Source organism: Lysobacter sp. OAE881 (genome assembly GCF_040546665.1).
Taxonomy (GTDB): domain Bacteria; phylum Pseudomonadota; class Gammaproteobacteria; order Xanthomonadales; family Xanthomonadaceae; genus Lysobacter_J; species Lysobacter_J soli.
This window is the reverse complement of record NZ_JBEPOG010000001.1, coordinates 2,261,627-2,281,076: the sequence shown is the minus strand read 5'-3', so window position 1 is coordinate 2,281,076 and position 19,450 is coordinate 2,261,627. Positions and strand designations below refer to the sequence as shown.

Here is a 19,450-nt window from a genome sequence, read left to right as displayed (position 1 = left end):
TCAGGTCGGTTGCGGCTGCGCGTCCTGCGCGATCAGCCGCGACCGGCCGGCCCAGCGGAACGCCAGCCATCCGAGTCCCAGCGCGATCGGATGCAGCATCGCCATCAGCACGAAGGTGCGATCGAAGTTGTGGCCCTGCACGAGCCGGCCGACGACCTCCGCCGACAGCATGCCGCCGAACGCGCTGCCGGCGCCGATCAGTCCGAACACGGTGGCCACGACGCGGCTCGGGTAGAGGTCCACGATCAAGGTGCTGATGTTGATCTGGAACACCAGGTGCGCGAACGCCACGAGCGATGCGATGCCGAACAGCACCGGCAGCGGCGGATGGAACGCGATGACCAGGCCGACGGGCGCGAGCATCGCCGCACCCGTCATCGCCACGATGCGGCTGCGCGCCGGCGCCATGCCGCGCCTGACCAGCGCGCTGGAAATCGCGCCGCCGCCCACGCTGCCGAAGTCGGCGGCGAGATACACCACCCACGCCATCGATGCCACGGCGGCCAGCGTCATGCCGCGCTCGTCGTTGAGGTATTTGGGAAACCAGAACAGGTAGAAGTACCAGACCGGATCGGCTACTGCGCGCGAGGCGACGAGCAGCCACAGCGAACGGTCGCGGAGCAGATCGCGCCAGAGCGCGCCTTCGCGACGCGGTTCGGTTTCGATGGAAGCTGGCTGCGCGACAACCGGCGCGGCGCCCTTCGCATCGCGCGGATAAGCGAACCACCAGCCGACGATCCACACCAGGCCGACCGCGCCGGTGAGCCAGAACGCCGCGCGCCAGCCGTAGACCAGCGCGATGCCGCCGATCAGCGGTGGCGCGAGCGTCGCACCGACCATCGCGCCGGCCGTGTAGATGCCGTACGCCAGCCCGCGTTCCTGCGGCGGAAACTGTTCCGACACGACTTTCGCGCCGACGGTGTAGTTGCCCGGTTCGCCGAGCCCAAGAGCGAAGCGTGCGGCGCCCAGTTCGCCCGGCGTGCGCACCAGTCCGGTAACGATGTTGGCGATCGACCACCAGCCCACGAACAACGCCAGCGATACGCGCGCGCCGAGCCAGTCCGTGATGCGGCCGGCGAGCAGGTACGCGACGGTGTAGGCGAGCAGGAACAGCTGCACGACGTGCGCGTATTCCAGATCGCTCATCTTCAGGTCGACCTGGATCGTGGTGGCCAGGATCGAAAGCGCCTGCCGGTCGAGGTAGTTGATGACCGTCGAGACGAACAGCAATCCCAGCAACACCCAGCGGGCCTTCCCCGGCCCTGCGCCAACGCCGTCCGCCATGCCGTGCCCTCCCCTCATGTCCGGACAATATTGCTAATGTAGCAACACGTCAACGGAGGAGTGGCCGGATACGTCAGCCGATCTCGATGGCCGCCTGGCGCAGCGCCGCCACGAGTTCGGATGTGGCCGCATCGGGAATCCAGCCCGACATCGCGATGCCCGCATGCACCGGATCGCCCATCGCGATGGCGACGATGTGGTGATCGCGATCGTCGGCGACGTGCACTCGCGCATAGCCCTGCTCGCGCGTCTGCGCGAGCGTCGCCAGCAGCGATTCCACGCCCGCCGGGAACATCGGGATCTCGACGCCTTCGTACAGCTCGCGCACTTCCTCGTCGGACATCTGCGACAGCAGCACGATGCCGATGCCGGAGGTGGTCGCCGGCAGCAGGCCGATGCGGCCCAGGCCTTTCGCGGCTTCCAGTCCCGGCGGCGCGTGGAAGAGATAGCTGACGCTGTCGTTCCACAGCACGCCCATCGCGACGGTGTGGCCGAAGCGGCGAAGGTCTTCGAGCACGGGCAGCGCACGGCGGATCAGGCCGGACGCGAACAGGCTCTGCGCAGCCAGCACATGCATGCCCGGCCCTGCCGTGTACTTGCGGTCGGCAGTCTGTCGCGCGATCCCGAGGTAGGCCAGCGTCTTGAGCAGGCGATTGACGCGCGTCGGGTTGGCGTCGAGTTGGCGGGCCAGTTCGCGGCATCCAATCGGCTCGGGCGCAGACGCGAGCGCCTGCAGGGTGGCGATGCCATCGATCAGGCTCTGGTTTGGCTGGGCATTGGGCTTGGCGCGCATGGCGCCAGCGTAACTGCGATAGCAACACGTCCGCTAGGGGCGAGCACGCCGCTCCTGTCGGGGCCGGCATTGCCGGCCCCCGTTCCGTTGAACGCACATGCGCTCAGAAGTGCCAGGCCAGCCTGGCGATGCCGGCATTGGCGTGGTAGCCACCGCCGAACTCGGTCGAGTAGTTCACGCTCAGGTCGACGTTCTTCCAGTTGTACATGTTCATGCCCAGGCCGACACGACCGTAGGTGCTCGGCACGTTCGTGTGCACGGTGAAGCTGTCGTCGGCGGTTTCGTCGGCGAAATGCGCGCGCGTGGTCCAGTCGTTGCCTTCGCCTGCTTCCACCGCGCCGTTGACGTAGAAGCCCAGTTTCGCGCCACTGGTGAGCGCGTGCGTGGTGCCCCATTCCGCGCCAAGTCCGCCACCGGCCGAGAACTGGCTTTGCGACTGCACGGCGAGGTTGAACGGTGAGGCGCCCTGCTCGGTGTAACCGTTGCCATGAACTTCGATGCCGCGCAGTTCGGCGAACGGCTTGAGGTAGCTGTTGCCAAAGCCGTACGCGTAGCTGGCCTGCAGGTGCACGCCTGCGTTCCAGACGTCCGGGCTGGCTTTCGCCTGGTCGACGTGATCGCCGACCGCAACGGTACGCTGGCTGTCGTAGCTGCCGTAACCGCCGTCGATCACGCCCGATACTTCCAGCGGACCGCGGTCGTAACGAAGGCCGACGCCGCCGATCACGCCGTCGCCGTCCACGCTGCCCATGTGGCCGGCATCGCGGAACTCGCTGTGCTCATAGCCGATTGCGCCGCCCAGCGTCAGGCCGTCGCGAAGTTCGCGCTGCAGGCCGGCCTCGATGGTCTGCGTGTCTGCGTTGTAGCCCAATGCGTCGTCCGTCTCCTTCTGGCTGGCGCTGCCGGCCTGCACGCGACCCCACGCGCAGTTGGCCTGGTCGGAATCGGCATCGCAGCCTTGTTGCAGGTTGCTGACGAAGTCGCGGCTGCTCTGGAAGCGGAATGCCCCGATGCTGCCGAGCGCACGACCGCTGAGGCTTTCCAGCGCAGTTTCGTACGCGCCGGCGGACCCGACCTTCGCGAAGGCGTTGTAGCCCTCATCCATCGCGTCGCCACGGTCGAACCGGTGCTGGAGATGATCGGCGACGGTGCGGCTGGTGGTGCCCAGTCCGGCTGCCTGGTCGCTGAAATGCGCTTCCGGCGTGGCGTACAGCGTGTTCGCGTCGTGGTCCAGGCGCGTGGTGAACAGCAGCTTGTCGTTCGCCGCGGCCAGTTGCGGGTCCACGGTGAGGCCGCCGGTCGCGGTCATCAGCGGCAGCGTCTGCTTGCGCAACGTGGCCGGGCGCACTTCGACGGCACCTGCGACATTCGCCGTCCCGTTCACGACGAGGCGGTCGCCCGTGCCGTGCGAATAATCGGCATCGAACACCAGTTTGCCGTCGCCGCTGTAGTTGCCGCTGATCGTGGTGGTACCGGTCTTCGCGCCCTGGATGTCGATCGTCCCGGCATTGCTGACGCCGCATGTACCCACCGTGACCGCGTTGCCCGAATTGAAGGTGCCGCTGTTGCTGAAGCAACCGCTGCCGCCGCCGTTGGTCAGCAGGATGTCGCCACCCATGGTGGCGCCTGCGTTGTTGAACACGTGCGTGACCCCACCGGTGCTGTAGACCGCAATCGCGTTGTTGGGCTCGGAGTAGCCGTACACCCAGCCGTTGTTGGTCACCGTATTGAAGACGGGATTGCCCTTGGAGTCGTCGGCGCCGGTGCCGCCGTGGTCGATGTAGATCTCGGCCGATGCCGAAGCGCCGGCGCTGTTGTTGACCGGCGCCGACGATGTCCCGACCTGGACCTTGCCGGTACTGCCTACGGTGACGTTGATCGGTGCGTTGGAACTACCATCGCCATTGCTTTGCGCAAAGACGCCAATCGAGGAATTGCCCGTTGCCAGAACGCTGCCGTCGATCTGGACATCGACTGCACCACCCTGCCCCGACCCGCCCGCCGTGCCGATGAAAGCGCCATTCTTGTTCGTGATGCGACCGCCGCCGCCGCCGATCGACTGCGCCCAGATCGCCGGGGTGTTGTTGGCCGTGGTCGCGACGGAGCCGCCGTTGGCGACGGTGACGTCCACCGCTCCGCCGCTGCCGTGCAGTTGCGTGGCGCCACTCATGCCGACGAACTGCTGCGTCCAGCCGGTGTCGCCGGCGATGCCACCACCACCGCCGATGGATTGGGCGACCACGCCCATCGCGCCCTGCCCGCTGGTCGTGATCGCGCTGCCGACGTTGACGTTCACCACCCCGTCGTCGTTGGGGTTGCCGCTGCCGGTCACCGAGCCCGACTTGCTGCCGCTGCCGAAGAAGTCGGCCGCGGTGCTGCCATTGGGCTTGCCGCCCAGCGCGAGACCACCGCCGCCGCCAATCGACTGGGCGAGGATTCCGAAACTGTTGGCACCACGGGTGGTGATTGGCGCGGTGGTCGATACATGCGCCGCGCCGCTGTTGCCGGCCGCGCCGTTCGCGCCGCCGAACTTGAACTGCATCGCGTAGTCCTTGCTGCTGCTCGCCGTGGCCGAACCGCCGGCGTTGTCCAGGTTGGTGGCGAGCGTCTTGACGATGCCGCCGCCGCCGGCAATCGACTGCGCGATGATGCCGATCGAGTCGTGGCCGCGGGTTTCGATCGCGCCGGAACTCTCGACGATCGCCGCTTCGGCGATGCCGCCGCTGCCGCCGTTGCCGCCCAGCGACACGCTGAGCGGGAGACTCTCATCGCTGCCGCCCGGTTCATTGCTCACGCCGCTGCTTGACGAACCGACCGTCGTGACCGACGCGCCGCCGATGCCGCCACCGCCGCCGACGGATTGCGCGACGATGCCGGCCGCCAGCGGGCCCATCGTGTAGACCGCGCCGGAGTTGGTGACGGTTGGCTCGCCGCCGTTACCGCCACCACCGCCACTGCCGCCGATCGCCAGCGAGCCGGAGTAGTCCGCACTTGTCGCGGTGGACGCCGCACCGCCCTTGCCGCCGCCACCGCCCACCGATTGGGCGACGATGGCGTCGGACATCTTGCCGACAGTGCCGAGGTCGCCGCTGTTGTTGACGGTGATGTAGCCGCCCGCTCCGCCGTTGCCACCCTTTCCGCCGATGGCCACGTTGAGGCTGATCGACTTGGCCTGGTTGTCGTCGTCGCTCTGGCCGCCGCTTTCGGCCACATCGTCCAGGTCGTCGCCGGTAGTGTCATCGTCAGCCAGCGCACTCAGCGAGGACGTGTTGCCCAGCAGGCTGTTGATGGTCGAAATGGCACCGCCCATGTAGTTGTAGTCGCCGATCGCGTCGCCGCCCTTGCTGGCGTAGTTCTGCTCGATCGCGGTGAGCGTCGACTGCACGGAGGAACTGGAGCCGTTCGAGCCATCCTTGTTCGACTTCGCATCAGCGAGCGTCGTGGCGGCCTTGCCCCCACTGCCGCCACCGCCGCCGATCGACTGGGCGATGATCGCGTTCGCATCGGCACCGAACGTGGCGATCGTGCCCTGGTTGGTCACGTTCACCTGCCCGGTGTACCAGGTGTCGCCACCGGCGCCTCCCGAGCCGCCGATCTGCGGCGCGATGGCGATGTCGCCCTTGGTCGAGGCCGCCGCGCCGCCGGCATTGCCGCCGCCACCGCCGATGGTCTGCGCCATGATCCCGTGTGCCGCATCGCCCACGGTGATGATCGCGCCGGTGTTGGTGGCCGTGGCATTGGCGCCCGATCCACCGGCGCCGCCGGAACCGGAGCTGCCGAGCGAGAACGCGACGCTCTTGCCTTCCGGCGTGTTCGTCGCCGAGTCGTCGCCCTGGTTCACGCTGGCGCTGCTTTCAGATTTCGCATCGCCGGCGCCGCCGTTGCCGCCGCCGCCGCCGATCGACTGCACCAGCATTCCTGATGCCGACTCGCCCGTGGTCACGACCAGCCCGTGATTCATCGCTTCGGCATTGCCGCCGTTACCCGCTGCGCCGCCGGTGCCGCCGAAGGCGAGCGAGACGGCCAGGCTCATGTCGCTCGCGCTCGCGCTTGCAGTCGCCGAGGCATCGCCAGCGTTGCCGCCACCGCCACCGATCGACTGGGCCACGATACCCGACGAGCCACCGCCGATGGTCGCGATGAGGCCCGAGCTCTGCAGGTACACGTTGTTGCCCGAGCCCGCCACGCCGCCGGAGCCGCCGGTGGCCATCGCGAGCGACTGGCTCGGGTAATCGTCACCGCCCTTCACCACGGACTTGGCGATCGCCGCGCCGCCATTGCCGCCACCGCCGCCGATGGACTGCCCGAGCATGCCGTAGCTGTCGCTGTCGAAGGTAAGCAGCTGGCTGGCCGGGCCGTTGTTCTCGGTACGCGCGGCATTCACTGTGCCGCCATTGCCGCCGGCACCGCCGCTGCCACCAACGCTGATCGCCGCGCCATAGAACAGCGAGCTGACCTTGCCGTAGGCGCTGCCGCCGTCGCCGCCACCGCCGCCGATGCTCTGCATCTGAAGTGCGGGTGAGTGTTTGTTGATGGTGGCGACATAACTCTTGCCGAGCATCGCGGCGTTCGCATCCGAAGCGCTGCCGCCTGCGCCGCCGGTGCCGCCCACGGTCATGTTGACGATCGCGCCGTTGCACATGTCGTTGCTGGAATTGCAGGCATCGCCGCCCTTGCCGCCACCGCCGCCGATCGATTGCGCGGCTACCGCCGCCGAGTTGAAGCCGAACGTGGCGACGCTGGTGTCGGTCAGGCTGATGCTGGCGGTGTCGCCATTGGACGCATTGCCACCATCGCCGCCGACCGCGAACCAGCCGTTGGAATCCGGACCGACGCCGCCGCCGCCGCCGATCGACTGAGCGAGCACGCCCGACGAGTTGTCGCCGGCGCCGCTCAGGCTCTGCGTGGTGATGTGCGCACCCGTACCGGTGACCGAGACGGTGTTGGCCGCGCCGCCGTTGTTGCCCGAGCCGCTGATCGGGTTGAACCAGGCGCCGGAATGACCACCGTTGCCGCCCACGCCCCCGAGCGATTGCGCGAGCACGCCGTAGGTGTTGGCGGTGCCGGACGTGTTGACGTTGCCGTCCACCTCGACGTTGACCGTGCCGGCCGCACCGCCGTTGCCGCCTTTGCCGGCGCTGTTGCTTACGCCACCGGTACCGCCGACGCCGCCGAGTGAGGCGACGTAGAACGCCGCGCCGTTGTTCGAGGCCACCGCGATGCCGCTGCTGCCGAGCGTCGCGCTCACATTGCCGCCCATGCCGGCATTGCCGCCTGCACCACCGGTGCGATCGCAGCAGTCGTCGGATGCGCCGCCGGTGCCGCCATCGCCACCGATGGAGGCAATGAATGCGCCGTAGTTCTCTCCCGAGACGGTGCCGTTGACGGTGACGTTGACCGTGTTGCCGTTACCGGCGGTACACGTGAGGTCGTTGGGATTGCCGCCGCACGCGTCCACGCCCTGCGGCGATTTGTCCGCCTCCTTCGCGTCGTCGCTGGAGCTGCCGCCGCCGCCCGCGCCGCCATTGGACGTCACGAACAAACCGGTGCCCGCTTCTGACGTCCAGGTGCCGTTGATGGTCGCCGTCACCGTGCCGCCGTCCCCGCCCTTGCCCGGCCGGCCGTTGTAGTCCTCGCCGGAGTTGAAGCTCGCGATGCCACCATCGCCACCCGCACCCCCAAGCGAAATCAGCGTCATGCCGCTGGTCTGCTGCGCGCCCTGGCTCGCCACGTAATTCGCCTGCCCGGACAGTGCCGAGCCGACCGTGAGATCGATGTTGCCGCCGTCCTGCCCTGCCGCACCCCACCCACCGCCGAGGTTGATGATGATGTCGCCGGCAGGATCGGCGTTGCTGCCGTTGCCACCTTTGCCGCCGATCGTCACCACGTTGATGGGCGAAACGGTGCCCGTGTTCTGCAGCGTCCGCGCATCCTCCAGGTCGGCGGTGATGTCCCCGCCCGGATTACCGGTGGTCCCTGGATGCCCGTTGTCGTGGTAGTCGGCGCCGGGGCCGTCGTTGCCGTTTACGACCGGCGTCGAAAGATCGCACGCGGGGCCAATCATGTTGCAGCTGGCGCCGCTGTCCTGTGCATACGCGGTGCCGACGGCTCCGGCAAGAACGAGCGCGGTGGCGATCGCCGACGAGAGCGGCATCGCCCGATTGAGCGGACGGCGGTGAAAGAGCGCATTCGCGCCGGAGCGCTTCGGGTAAGACGTGTTCATTGCACAAACTCGCCACGAGGAAGGAGTCGTGAAGTTAGTGACCGCTTCGACGCGTCGATTGACGCTCGTCAAGCATGCGCAGTGAAACCGCTTGGGATGCGATGTCCCGGTTGCCGGAAATTCAGACAGCTCGAATGCGACGTCGCGCCGCTTGACGTTCGTCAAGCATCAGCTTTCGCTTCACCCCAGCTGCGCGTGCTACCAGCGCTTGCGTACGCGCCAGGCGAACACGGTGAATGCCGCGCAGGCGGCAGCCGCGAAGAGCGGCAGCCCGTGCAGCATGCCCGCCATCGCGAGCCCCGCGAGCATCGGCCCGGCGAGTGCGCCCATGCCGAAGGCCACCGACATTCCCGCGTACGCGCCCACGAGCGCACTTCCGCGGTAGCGGCTGCCGACGATGGCGACCATCAGCGTGTAAATGCCGACGAACACCCCGCCCCACACGAACATCAGCGCATATGCGACGGACGGCGTTGCGATTGCGAACGGCCACACCAGCGCCCCAAGGGCGGACAAGGCACCGAACAGCAGCACGAGCCGGCGCCGGTCGACGCGGTCGCCGAGCCAGCCGATCGGAAGCTGCAGCACGATCGCGCCGATCAGCAGCGTCGAGATCAACGATGTGGCGCCGCGCTCGGACCAGCCCAGCTTCATCGCATAGAGCGGCAGGAAACTCAGGCCCGCAGTTTCCAGCGCCGCGTTCAGCGCGGTGGCCGCCAGCGCGACCGGCGCGTCGCGCATGAGCGTGCGTAGCCCGATCGGCGACGTCGGTTCGGTCGCGTCCAACGGCGCGACGCGCACACGCGCGGTCGTCACCATCGCGATCGCGGTCAGTGCCGCCGCGAACAGGAATGGAACGGCGTCGCCTGACCCGACGTGTGCAAGAAGGAGCGGTCCGAGCGCCATGCCGATCGACACGGTGGCCGTGTAGGCGGCCATGTGCGTGGCCCGCCGGGCGTCGTCGCTCAGCTGGCTCGTCCACGTTTCGGTGGTGACCATCACGCTCTCCGAACCGATGCCCAGCGCGTAGCGCAACGGAAACCACAGCCAGAGCCACGGAAGCATCGGGAACACGCACAGCACCGCCGCGACCGCCAGCAACGCGAGCAACAACACGCGGTGCACGCCGAAGGCCGACGTGGCCCGCGGCAGCCACAGCGCGACCGTCAGCACGCCCAGCGCCTGCATCGACGCATTGAGGCCGATCACGAACTCGCCATGGCCGCGCCGCGTCAGCTCAAGCGCGATCAGGGGCGAGGTCAGGCCATACGTCACGCCGAAGATGCCGGCACCGGCCAGCAGCGCGAGCCGGGCTGCCCCCGTGCCCGGCCTCACGGCGCCGCCCCGCTCCGTCGCCATCGCGAACGCAGCGGTGCTCGTCGACGCGTGCGACGTCGCGACGGTCGCTGCTCCACCACCTGCCGCAAGGCGCGCGCGTAGTCGAGCACCAGCCCTGGCGTCCAGGCCATCGTCGCACCGCGGTGCCGCAGCATCGCCGCAAGCCATACGTAGGGGTCGACCAGCAGCGCGAAGAACGCACGCCACGGATGCCTGCGCCCGAGGCTGCCTTCCAGCGCGCACTCCAGCGCGAGCGAGGTCGCGGTGGAACAGCTGCGACTGGTCAGGTTGTAGGTCGTGTCTTCGCGATAGTCCTCCCAGAAACGCCGCAGGGCGTTCGCGTTGAATCGACGGAAGCGCACGCGGCGGTCCGGTGGCCTCCAACGCTGCACCTCGATCTCGTGGCTTTCGTTCCAGCGTCCGGGGACGTCGTTCTCGGTGCCGGCGCGAAGCAGGCGGGCGAAATCGTCCGGCGTGTGGTCGATGTCGATCGCCGGATACAGGCTGATGTAAACGTCCGGAGCAAGCTCCAGCGCCGCGTGCCCGGTCGAGACGGCACCGGAGCGGTCGACTGCGGCGATGTAGCGATTCACCACCGGTCGAGGGATCGGGGAATCGATGGCGCCCGTCGGTGTCCAGACATGCAGCGTCAGCACTTCGCCTTCGCCTGCGCCCTCCTCCGCCGGGGCTGGAACGCCACCGCGCGAGTGCCATGGCCGTGCGCGGAACATCGGCAGTTCCGTGACCGAGCCACCCGGCGGGATCGCGCGAAGCTGGACGCCCAGCCGGATGAGCGTAAGCCCCGACGCCGCCAGCGCCACGCTCATGCAATACGGAATGACGAATCGATACGGCCACGGCCAGTCCGCCAGGATCAAACCGGCGAGCACGACTTCGACGCACGCGCCGGCAACCGCCATGGCCCATCGCTCGAACCGCACGACGTAGGCCGACGCGATGCGCAGCGCACCATCCACGAGGAACGCGAGCCCGAACAGGATGCTGTCGGAGAGTCCGTGGTCCACCAGCACGTCGGCGATGAGCAGGCCGAACACGACGAAGGCGATGCCGCGCCAGGCCATTGCCGATCGCGAGCCGGGCGTGCTCGCCCACGCGCTCGCCAGGACGATGACGCCTTCGACGGCGAACAAGGCGCCCAGCACGTCGGTCGCGATGCCGATCGCTCCGCTGGACGCATCGATGAACACCAGTGCGCCGACGAGGATCCACAGCGCGCCGAGCGAGGCGAACCACGGCCACTGGCGCCGCACCGCCTGCGCACCGATGAGCAGCACCGCGAGTCGAACCACAGGACACCTCCGTCGCCGATCGCGGGTTGCATGGCAGGTGGATTCTCGACGGCGATGGTTCGACGCCGGTTGACGTTCGTCAAGCGACCGGTACCTCTGGTGCGCCCAGCATCAGTTCACCAGCGGGTAGTCCTGCACGATGTCGATGACGCCGTTGATCACGAACTGCACACCCATGCAGGCGAGCAGGAAGCCCATGAGCCGCGAAAGCGCTTCGACGCCGCTTTGGCCAAGCAGGCGGATGATCGCATTGGCGCTGCGCAGGCACAGCAGCAGGATGAGGCTCACCAGTACGAAGACGATGATCGGCGCGGTCTGCATGACCCACTCCGCGTACGGACGCTCGTCGTGCATGGCGGCCGCCGTTCCGATCAGCAATGCGATCGTGCCGGGACCGGCCGTGGTCGGCATCGCCAGCGGGATGAATGCGATGTCCCGCTTGTGGTTGCGTTCGAGCTCCGCGCTGCGGTGCTCGACTTCGGGCGCATCCTGCGCGCTTTCGTCCGGGAAGAGCATGCGGAAGCCGATGAAGGCCACGATCAGCCCGCCGGCGATGCGCAGGCCCGAGATCGTGATCCCGAACACTCCCATGACCGCCTGCCCGGCGTAGAAGGCCACCGCCATGATGACGAACACATAGCACGAGCAAAGCAGCGCCTGTCGCTTCCGCTCCTGTTCGCTCATCCCTTTCGAAAGTCCGAGCATCACCGCGACCGTCGAGATCGGGTTGGCCAGCGGCAGGATCATCGCCAGCCCCATGCCCACTACCCTGACCAGTTCCCACATTGCTGCCTCCTTGTTTCGTCGTGGCCGTGCGTCGAGTGCGCTCGCGAGTTGCAGGAACGTTACGAAGCCGGAATTCCCGCGCGGTTGACGTTCGTCAAGCGCGTAGCAGATGCCCGGCATCGGGTTGGTAGGCATTCAGGGCAGCGGCTGCACCACGTGGACACCGGATCCCGTTCGCATCCCACCGGCTTGACGTGCGTCATGACGACGCAGTCCGTCGACTTCTAGCCTGCGCGTCCACTCAGACGAAGCAGCCAGATGATCCTTCGAATCGAACTCGACGGGCGCACGGTGTGGCTGAAGCGCCATGATGGCGGGCGTCGCCGCGTGCGTCTGGCGGCACTCGGACTCGTGGCGCGCGGCCTGCGACTTCCCGCGCTGCGTCCGCCGCGGCGACGCGTCGGCGACGAGGCCTGCCGCATCGAAAAGCGTCGCCTTCGCGAGCTCGCGATGCACGGCGTTTCAGTGCCCGACGTCGTGACATACGGAGACGGCTTCCTGGTGCTGAGCGACATGGGTTGTTCGATGGCGGCCGAACTTTCTTCCGCGCCCGCATCGTTGCGCGAGCCGCTGATCGAAGCGGCCGCGCGCGCACTCGCGTGCGTGCACGCACGCGGCGGTTACGTCGGCCAACCGTTGGCGCGGAACATGACCGTGCGTCCGGACGGCATCGGCTTCATCGACCTGGAGGAAGACCCGGGCGAAGTGATGCCGCTGCTGCAGGCGCAGGCGCGTGACTGGCTGCTGTTCGCCACTGGATTCGCACACCACGCACCGGATGCGGAAGCATTCGCGCTGCTGCTCGCACGCGTGCTCTCGACGCAGCCGCAACTCGCCGACGAACTGACACGCGTGGCGCGGCGATTGCGCGCCGTCGAATTCGCATGCGAGCGGATGGGTTCCCGCGCGCGGCGCATCGCGCTGTCGCTGCGCAGTTTCCGCCAGCTTCCGTCGTTTCCACTTCACTGACCCGACTACAGGACTGTCCGATGAACCTTCTCGCCGGCTTCGCGCCTTTCATCGCCTTTGCGCTTGTCGATCGCCTGGTCGGCCCGGTCACCGCGATTGGCGCCGCCGCTTTCGTCGCGTTGATCCGTGTGCTGTACGACGGCCTCGTGTTGCGCCGCGTGCCGAAACTGCTCGATACCGGCACGGCATTTCTCTTTGTCGCAATGGCGGCATTCTGGCTGGTCGAACATCCGGCCTGGACGGTGTGGAACGTGCGCCTGGTCGCCGACATGGGCCTGTTGCTGCTGGTGGTGTGGTCCATCGCGATCGGTCGGCCGTTCACCCTGCCCTACGCGCGCGAGCATGGCGATGCGGCGTTGTGGGATGCGCCCTCATTCGCCGTGACGAATCGCGTCATCAGCGAGGTGTGGGCGCTCGCGCTTCTGGTCGTGGTGATCGCCGATGCGCTGATGGCGACGACGCATGCGGATCGTCGCATCGGCGTCGGCCTGATCGTGGCCGCCGTCTTAGCGGCGATGAAGTTCACGCAGTGGTATCCGCGTCGCCGCCGTCGCGTGCTGGATCGCCCGATGATGGGTTGACGTGTTCGACGCAGGGGCGGCTTACGCCGCCATCGCGCTGCAGGCCATCGCTTCGAGGCGGCCGCGTTCGACCAGTTCGACGTCGCGCCCTTCTACCGCCAGCAGGCCTTCTTCCTGGAAGCGGCGGAACAGGCGGCTCACCGTTTCCGGTGCGATGCGCAAATAGCTGGCGATATCCATGCGCGACATCGTGAGCTGCCAGTGGTCGCGCGAGTAGCCCAGGCGCTCGAAGCGATCGGCCATGCCGAGCAGGAACGCCGCCAGGCGCTCGTCCGCGGTGCGATTGCCGGTGAGGCCGGTCGTGCGCCCGATGTCGCGGCTCATCAGGCGGAAGAGCTTGTTCTGCAGCGCCGGCATCCGCAGCGCGGCTTCGGACACGCGCGGGAACGAGAAGCGGCACAGCATGACGGTGTCGAGCGCGATGACACTGCACGGGTGCACGCCTTCGCTGATCGCGGCCAGCCCAAGCACGTCGCCGGGCATGTGGAAGGACTGCGTCTGTTCGCGACCTTCGCGATCGACGCTCACGCTCTTCAGCGTGCCCACGCGCACCAGCGCGATGCTGTCGAACGCGTCGCCCTGGCGGACGATGTGCTGGCCGGCGTGGATCGGACCGACGTGTTCGACGAGCACGTCCAGTTCGTCCGGATCGCTGTCGAGCACGCCTTCGCTGACGCACACGGAAAGGTAGGGGCAGCTCGCGCACGACGAAGCGATGCTGCGTTGTTCAGGGTGGTAGTACCTGCTGGCCATGGGGGAGTCCGCCATTCGGCGCCCGGAGTCGGGCCGGTGCGCGGGTGGGTCGGGCCCACCCCTTGCTGGGGATCCGCGCGGTGCGCGGGGGTCGGCACTGCTGTCTTGCCACTGCTGGACTGCGGAGCCGGTCGTCTGGGCCGGCGGGCCCGCGTCTGGCGGGCCCTTTCATCTGTGATCCATCATATGGACCACGGTTCCAATGTACTTTTCGGAACGAGGTTCCGCAATATGGAAAAGCGGTCTTGCCGACGAACGGTCGCCTCGAGGCGGCAGCCCCGTTTGGGGAGCCTGTGAGCGCGCGTCCACGCCCGCGTCCGCCGAGGGGCGAGGCGCTGCGGCGGGTTACTCGAGAGATCAGGAGCGGGTTGCGGAAGGTACCGGCGTCAGATCACGCCGCCGTCCACGATGAGGGTTTGCCCGGTGCACATCGCGCTCTCGTCGGCGCACAGCCAGAGGGCCCACTGGGCGATGTCGTCCGGAGCGAGATGGCGCTTGAGGCATTGGCGACGGAGGTAGTCGTCGAACTTCGCCGGATCGGCCCGCCCCTTGGCGAGCTGGCGCTCCGTCAGCACCCAGCCCGGAGCGATCGCGTTGACGCGGATGCCGTCCGGGCCCAGCTCGCGCGCGAGCGTCTTGGTCAGGCCGGACACCGCTGATTTCATCGCCGCGTACACCGGCACGCTGGTTGCGCCCATCATCCAGCTGATCGAACCCAGGTTGACGATCGCCCCGCGCCTGTTGCGGCGCATGCCGGGCGCGATCGCCTGCGCGAGGAAGAACTGGTGGCGCAGGTTCACCGCGACCGTGTCGTCCCAGTCGGCCGGCGTTACCTCGCCCAGCGGCTGTGCGCGGTCGTTGGCGGCGTTGTTGACGAGCGCGTGCGCGTCGCGGCCATCGAGCAGGCGATCGAGCGCGGCGAGCGAGGCCTCGACGTCGCGCAGGTCGCAGATCCCGTACCGCGGTCGGGCGAAGCCCCGGTCGGCTACACGTTGCGCCGTAAGTTCGGCGGCCGGTGCGTCGATATCCAGGAAGCGCACATCGGCCCGCTGCGCGGCGAACGCCTCCACCATCGCGGCGCCGATCCCCCCTGCTCCGCCGGTGATGACAACCAACTGGCCATGCAGGGAAGGAAAGTCCGCCACGTCAGCCTCCGTATTCGCCGACCGGCGCGCCGGCCACGTCCACCTCGAAGGCGAGAATACTGCCCGACAGCGGCGCCGCCGCCAGCTGCATCGCCGACAGGCGGATGCGGGCGGTGGTGACATGGAGCGTCCGGCCGTTCTCGCCGCCGAACGCGCAGTTGGTCGGGCGCGGCACCGGCAGGTCGATGGTCTGGACCACGCGACCGTCCGGCGAGATGCGCTTGATCGCCCAGCCGTCCCACATCGCGCACCAGAGGTGGCCTTCGGCGTCCATCGCCAGGCCGTCGGGGATGCCCTCGTCCTGCGGGAATTCGATCAGCACGCGCTTGTTCGAGATGCGCCCGGACGCGAGATCGTAGTCGTACGCGTAGATGCGGCGCGCGCCCGAATCGGCCAGGTAATAGCGGCTGGAATCCGGGCTCCACGCCATGCCGTTGCAGATGTGGAAGCCTGCTTCGATCTCGTGCAGCTCGCCGTTCGTGTCCAGGCGGTACAGCGCGCCCTGCCCCGGGCTCGCGGTGAGCGCGAGCGTGCCGGCCCACATGCGGCCGGCGGCGTCGCACTTGCCGTCGTTGAAGCGGCGGCCGTAGGTGTCGGCCGGACTCGCTAGCGGCGCCATCTCGCCGGTCTGCAAGTCCAGCGCGCGGAAGCCACTTTGCGTCGCGGCCACGAATCCGCCACGGCGACGCGGAACCACGACGCCGACCAGTTCGCCCAGCGGCGTGGTGCGCGTGTCGCCGGTCGCCAGGTTCGAGACGTTGACCGACGGGCCGAGGATGTCCACCCACACCAGCGACTGCGTCGCCTTGATCCAGTGCGGACCTTCGCCGAGGAAGGCGCTGTGCGGCACGGCCACGCGCACGTCGCGGTCGGCGGCGTGGCTCGGCGTGACCGAGGTGGAGATCGACATGAACGTTTCGCCGACGTTGCCCGACACGCGTCGCGCGGCTTCGATCACGTCGCGCCCCAGCGAATGCAGGCGGTCCGGCGGCAGCCGGAACGAAGGACCGGCGATGCTCACCGCGCCGATGGCCTCTCCGCGGTGGTCGAGGATCGGCGCGGCGACGCCGCTGACGCCCATCGAGGATTCCTCAATCGAAACCGCATAGCCGCGCGCCTTGATCAGGTCGAATTCGCGCTGCATTTCCCGCGGATTGAGGATGGAGTTGGGCGTGAGCGGCTTGAGCGACGTGCCATCGAGGTAGCGCTGCAGTTCCTCCGGCGGCCGGTAGGCCATCAGCGCCTTGCCGATGGCCGTGGCGCCAACCGACAACCGGCTGCCAACGCCGTTGGCCATGCGCATCGCCTGGACGTGGTCACGCTGGTCGATGATCAGCACGTCCTGGCCTTCGAGCACGCCCAGGCGCGTGGTTTCGTGGGCCAGTTCGCGCAGGCGCAGCAACTCGGGCTCGGCGGCGCTGCGCAGGTCGAATTCGCTCCAGACCTTGTGGGCCATCTCGAACAGGCGCACGCCGAGGCGGTAGGTCTGGCTCAGCTCGTCGAACCGGACCAGGCGGAAGTCGATCAGCGTCTGCAGGATCCGGTGCAGCGTGCTCTTGGGCAGCCCGGAGTAGCGGCCGAGTTCGCTGAACGGGAGCGGATGCGGCGCCTCTGCGATCAGCGTGAGCAGGCTCAGCCCCTTCGACAACGCCTGCGCGCCGGGAATGGCGAACCGCCGGCCGGCCTCGTCCTCTTCGACGTCGACCTGTTCGACTCTCGATTGCTTCGGCCTCGGCATGGCGGCTCCGCGGTTGATCGGCGTCCCGAGCCTAGTCGATAGAACGGCGTTCCGCAAATTGGTCAATCTGATGTAAGCGACCTCTTCCGCAGCTCGCAGGCCGGCGGCCCGTTGTGACACCGCTGTCCGTCGGTTATGACGAATGGACGCCGGACCAATGCGGCCCCCGCCGCCTCCGGCCAGGGAGGGACTGAACGGATGCAGCGCCTGCTGGTGGCCGTGCTCGCATTGCTCCTCCACGGCCCGGCCGCCGCCGGTGAGGACGACGCGTCCGTGCCCGGCGACACGGCGGACGACGAGGCGGCCGCAGCCGGCGATCCTTCGCCGACGTCGCTCGACACGGTGACCGTGACCGCCCAGCACCGCGTCGAGAACGTGCAGCGCATCCCGCTGGCCGTGTCGGTGGTCGCCGGCGAAGCGCTGCGTTCGATCCACGCGACCGACGTCCGCGACCTCGCCACGCTCGTGCCGAGCGTGACGTTCTCGGCCGGTAACGAGCTTCGCAACAACTCCATCCGCATCCGCGGCGTCGGCACGGATGTGTTTTCCACCGGCGTCGAGCCGAGCGTCTCGACGGTGATCGACGGCGTCGTGATGCAACGCCCCGGCGCGGCGTTCGCCGACCTGCTGGACATCGAGCGCATCGAAGTGCTGCGCGGCCCGCAAGGCACGCTGTTCGGCAAGAACGCCTCGGCCGGCGTGGTCAACGTGATCACGCGCTCGCCCGATTTCGATGGAAGCGACGTCTCGGCGTCCGCACTGGTGGCGCAGGACGACGAAGTCCGCGTGGATGGGGCGGTGTCGGGACCGATCGGCAACGGCTTCGCGTACCGCGTCGCGGGTTTCCATCGCTCGCTCGACGGCAACGTCGTCAACCTGGACGACGGCCGCACGCTGGGCGACGCCGACACCTGGGGCGCACGGGCCAAGCTTGCGTGGCGTTCGCGCGATGCGCGCACCGATGCGACCCTGTCGGCCGATTACGCACGCTTCGATTCGGATTGCTGCGCGCTGCCGCTCGTCGTCGCCAGCGACAACCCGCGCGCCGTGCTCACACGCACGGAGGTCGGGCACGACAACGACGAGGTGAACAACGACGTCGACCCGTTCGTGCGCCAGCGCAACTACGGCGCTTCGCTCACGGCGAACGTTGCGCTGGGCGAACACACGTTGACGAGCATCACGGCGTGGCGCCGCTTCGAGAACACCAGCGACGTGGACCTGGACGACACGCCCGGGCGCTTCATCACGAGCAACCACAACGTCGAATCCAGCCGCACGACGACGCAGGAATTGCGCCTTGCGTCCCCGCTCGGCGACACGTTCGATTACCTTCTCGGCGCGTACTGGTTCGACGGATCGGTCGAGAACGAGCTGGATCGTCGCGGCCTCAACCTCGCCGCGATCACGCGCGTGCTCGAAGACGGCCTGCTGGTGCCGCGCATCCTGGGCGATGTGGCCGTGCTCGCCGGCCATTCGCGCGTGGACAGCCGTAATGCGGCGGTCTTCGGCCAGGCGAACTGGCATCCCACGCGCAAGCTCACGCTCACAACCGGCGCGCGCTACATCGACGAAGCGCAGAGGCTGTTTTTCGAACGCCCGCGCGATGGCCGGTTCAACGGCGCCGACCAGCCGCCCACCAATCCCGCGTTCGGCCCGGTGGAAGGCCGTTACGACGACGATGCACTGGTCGGCAAGCTGGCGGTCACCTACGACTTCAGCCAGCACGTCATGGGCTATGTCGGATGGAGCACCGGATACAAGGGCGAAGGCATCGCGGCGACGCTCGGCCTCACGCAGGCGCAGTTCGAACAGTTGCCGGCGCCGGCGGAGACGACGTCCCTTCTGGAAGCCGGCTTCAAGACAACGCTGCTGGATCACACGCTGACGCTCAACACCACGGCGTTCCATATGCGCATCCACGATTACCAGGCGCAGACGTTCAATGCGGCGACCGGGCTGTTCCTCCTCACCAGTGCCGGCGGCGTGGTGATCGACGGGCTGGAGATCGAAGTCGTGGCGCAACCGACGGAGCGGCTGTCGCTCCTGGGCGGAATCACCTACCTCGAGGCAGCGTTCGACGACGTGCGCAATGGCCCCTGCTACACGGGGCAGACGCCAGCACAAGGGTGCATCGGTGGCGTGCAGAACCTCGACGGCAAGCCCTTCATGAATGCGCCGAAGCTGCGCACGACGATGTCGGGGCGCTATACGTGGCCGGTTCGCGCGAACGCGGACGCATACGTGCAAGGTGACTGGCGCTGGCAGGACGAGGTCGTGTTCGACATCAGCCAGAATCCCAACCTGCGCCAGGGGCCGTACGGCATCGCGGATCTTTCGGCGGGCTTGCTGTTCGGTGCGGGCCGGTACGATCTGAGCGTGTTCGTGAAGAACGTGTTCGACCGCACGTACGCGGCCGGCATGATGGCGGTGGGAACGGCCGGCGGCGCGAATGCCTACGCGCACCAGTTGCCGCGCGATTTCCACCGCTACGCCGGTCTCTCCCTGCGCATGCAATTCTGAGGAGCAT

12 protein-coding genes are annotated in these 19,450 nt (G+C 68.0%); 3 read left to right on the top strand and 9 right to left on the bottom strand.

What is annotated here, in order from left to right; translation table 11 throughout:
* The 6 genes from ABIE51_RS10520 to ABIE51_RS10495 all read right to left on the bottom strand — a co-directional run bounded on the left by ABIE51_RS10520 (position 1) and on the right by ABIE51_RS10495 (position 11,734).
* Complete coding sequence (locus ABIE51_RS10520) at positions 1-1,284, bottom strand: MFS transporter (RefSeq protein WP_192630682.1); 1,284 nt, start codon at positions 1,282-1,284, stop codon at positions 1-3.
* Between the two features lie 73 nt (positions 1,285-1,357).
* A complete protein-coding gene (locus ABIE51_RS10515; protein ID WP_192630681.1) occupies positions 1,358-2,077 on the bottom strand; it encodes an IclR family transcriptional regulator in 720 nt (239 codons plus the stop codon).
* Positions 2,078-2,180: 103 nt separating this feature from the next.
* Positions 2,181-8,300 carry an autotransporter outer membrane beta-barrel domain-containing protein gene (locus ABIE51_RS10510; protein ID WP_192630680.1) on the bottom strand — a complete coding sequence of 2,040 codons (6,120 nt, stop codon included), beginning with the start codon at positions 8,298-8,300 and terminating at the stop codon, positions 2,181-2,183.
* 198 nt (positions 8,301-8,498) lie between these two features.
* Positions 8,499-9,635, bottom strand: a complete 1,137-nt coding sequence (locus ABIE51_RS10505) for an MFS transporter (protein WP_354504015.1) — start codon at positions 9,633-9,635, stop codon at positions 8,499-8,501.
* Complete coding sequence (locus tag ABIE51_RS10500; protein ID WP_192630678.1) at positions 9,632-10,948, bottom strand: HdeD family acid-resistance protein; 1,317 nt, start codon at positions 10,946-10,948, stop codon at positions 9,632-9,634. Before ABIE51_RS10500 ends, ABIE51_RS10505 begins: the two co-directional genes overlap by 4 nt.
* 111 nt (positions 10,949-11,059) lie before the next feature.
* A complete protein-coding gene (locus tag ABIE51_RS10495) occupies positions 11,060-11,734 on the bottom strand; it encodes a MarC family NAAT transporter (RefSeq protein ID WP_192630677.1) in 675 nt (224 codons plus the stop codon).
* A 258-nt stretch (positions 11,735-11,992) separates the two neighbouring features.
* On the opposite strand from ABIE51_RS10495, the gene ABIE51_RS10490 reads away from it, so the two are divergent.
* Both ABIE51_RS10490 and ABIE51_RS10485 read left to right on the top strand, forming a co-directional pair.
* The gene (locus ABIE51_RS10490; protein WP_192630676.1) at positions 11,993-12,703 is read left to right on the top strand and encodes a BUD32 family EKC/KEOPS complex subunit; all 711 of its coding nucleotides are present in this window, start codon (positions 11,993-11,995) and stop codon (positions 12,701-12,703) included.
* 20 nt (positions 12,704-12,723) lie between these two features.
* Complete coding sequence (locus ABIE51_RS10485; protein ID WP_192630675.1) at positions 12,724-13,284, top strand: hypothetical protein; 561 nt, start codon at positions 12,724-12,726, stop codon at positions 13,282-13,284.
* 21 nt (positions 13,285-13,305) lie between these two features.
* Here the strand turns inward: ABIE51_RS10485 and ABIE51_RS10480 are convergent, their stop codons facing one another.
* The 3 genes from ABIE51_RS10480 to ABIE51_RS10470 form a co-directional block, all read right to left on the bottom strand.
* Positions 13,306-14,037: a helix-turn-helix domain-containing protein gene (locus ABIE51_RS10480; RefSeq protein WP_354504012.1), complete on the bottom strand. Its 732-nt coding sequence runs from the start codon at positions 14,035-14,037 to the stop codon at positions 13,306-13,308.
* 386 nt (positions 14,038-14,423) lie between these two features.
* The gene (locus tag ABIE51_RS10475; protein WP_192631764.1) at positions 14,424-15,182 is read right to left on the bottom strand and encodes an SDR family NAD(P)-dependent oxidoreductase; all 759 of its coding nucleotides are present in this window, start codon (positions 15,180-15,182) and stop codon (positions 14,424-14,426) included.
* Between the two features lies 1 nt (position 15,183).
* The gene (locus tag ABIE51_RS10470; RefSeq protein ID WP_192630674.1) at positions 15,184-16,920 is read right to left on the bottom strand and encodes an SMP-30/gluconolactonase/LRE family protein; all 1,737 of its coding nucleotides are present in this window, start codon (positions 16,918-16,920) and stop codon (positions 15,184-15,186) included.
* A gap of 198 nt (positions 16,921-17,118) precedes the next feature.
* Here ABIE51_RS10470 and ABIE51_RS10465 point away from each other — a divergent pair, with 198 nt between their 5' ends.
* Entirely contained in the window at positions 17,119-19,443 is a 2,325-nt protein-coding gene (locus tag ABIE51_RS10465; RefSeq protein WP_192630673.1) for a TonB-dependent receptor, read from the top strand.
* Positions 19,444-19,450: the final 7 nt, after the last annotated feature.

Coding starts and splice junctions, on each gene's coding strand:
- ABIE51_RS10520 (WP_192630682.1), bottom strand. CDS start 1,284: ATGGCGGACGGCGTTGGCGCAGGGCCGGGGAAGGCCCGCTGGGTGTTG.
- ABIE51_RS10515 (WP_192630681.1), bottom strand. CDS start 2,077: ATGCGCGCCAAGCCCAATGCCCAGCCAAACCAGAGCCTGATCGATGGC.
- ABIE51_RS10510 (WP_192630680.1), bottom strand. CDS start 8,300: ATGAACACGTCTTACCCGAAGCGCTCCGGCGCGAATGCGCTCTTTCAC.
- ABIE51_RS10495 (WP_192630677.1), bottom strand. CDS start 11,734: ATGTGGGAACTGGTCAGGGTAGTGGGCATGGGGCTGGCGATGATCCTG.
- ABIE51_RS10490 (WP_192630676.1), top strand. CDS start 11,993: ATGATCCTTCGAATCGAACTCGACGGGCGCACGGTGTGGCTGAAGCGC.
- ABIE51_RS10485 (WP_192630675.1), top strand. CDS start 12,724: ATGAACCTTCTCGCCGGCTTCGCGCCTTTCATCGCCTTTGCGCTTGTC.
- ABIE51_RS10480 (WP_354504012.1), bottom strand. CDS start 14,037: ATGGCCAGCAGGTACTACCACCCTGAACAACGCAGCATCGCTTCGTCG.
- ABIE51_RS10470 (WP_192630674.1), bottom strand. CDS start 16,920: ATGCCGAGGCCGAAGCAATCGAGAGTCGAACAGGTCGACGTCGAAGAG.
- ABIE51_RS10465 (WP_192630673.1), top strand. CDS start 17,119: ATGCAGCGCCTGCTGGTGGCCGTGCTCGCATTGCTCCTCCACGGCCCG.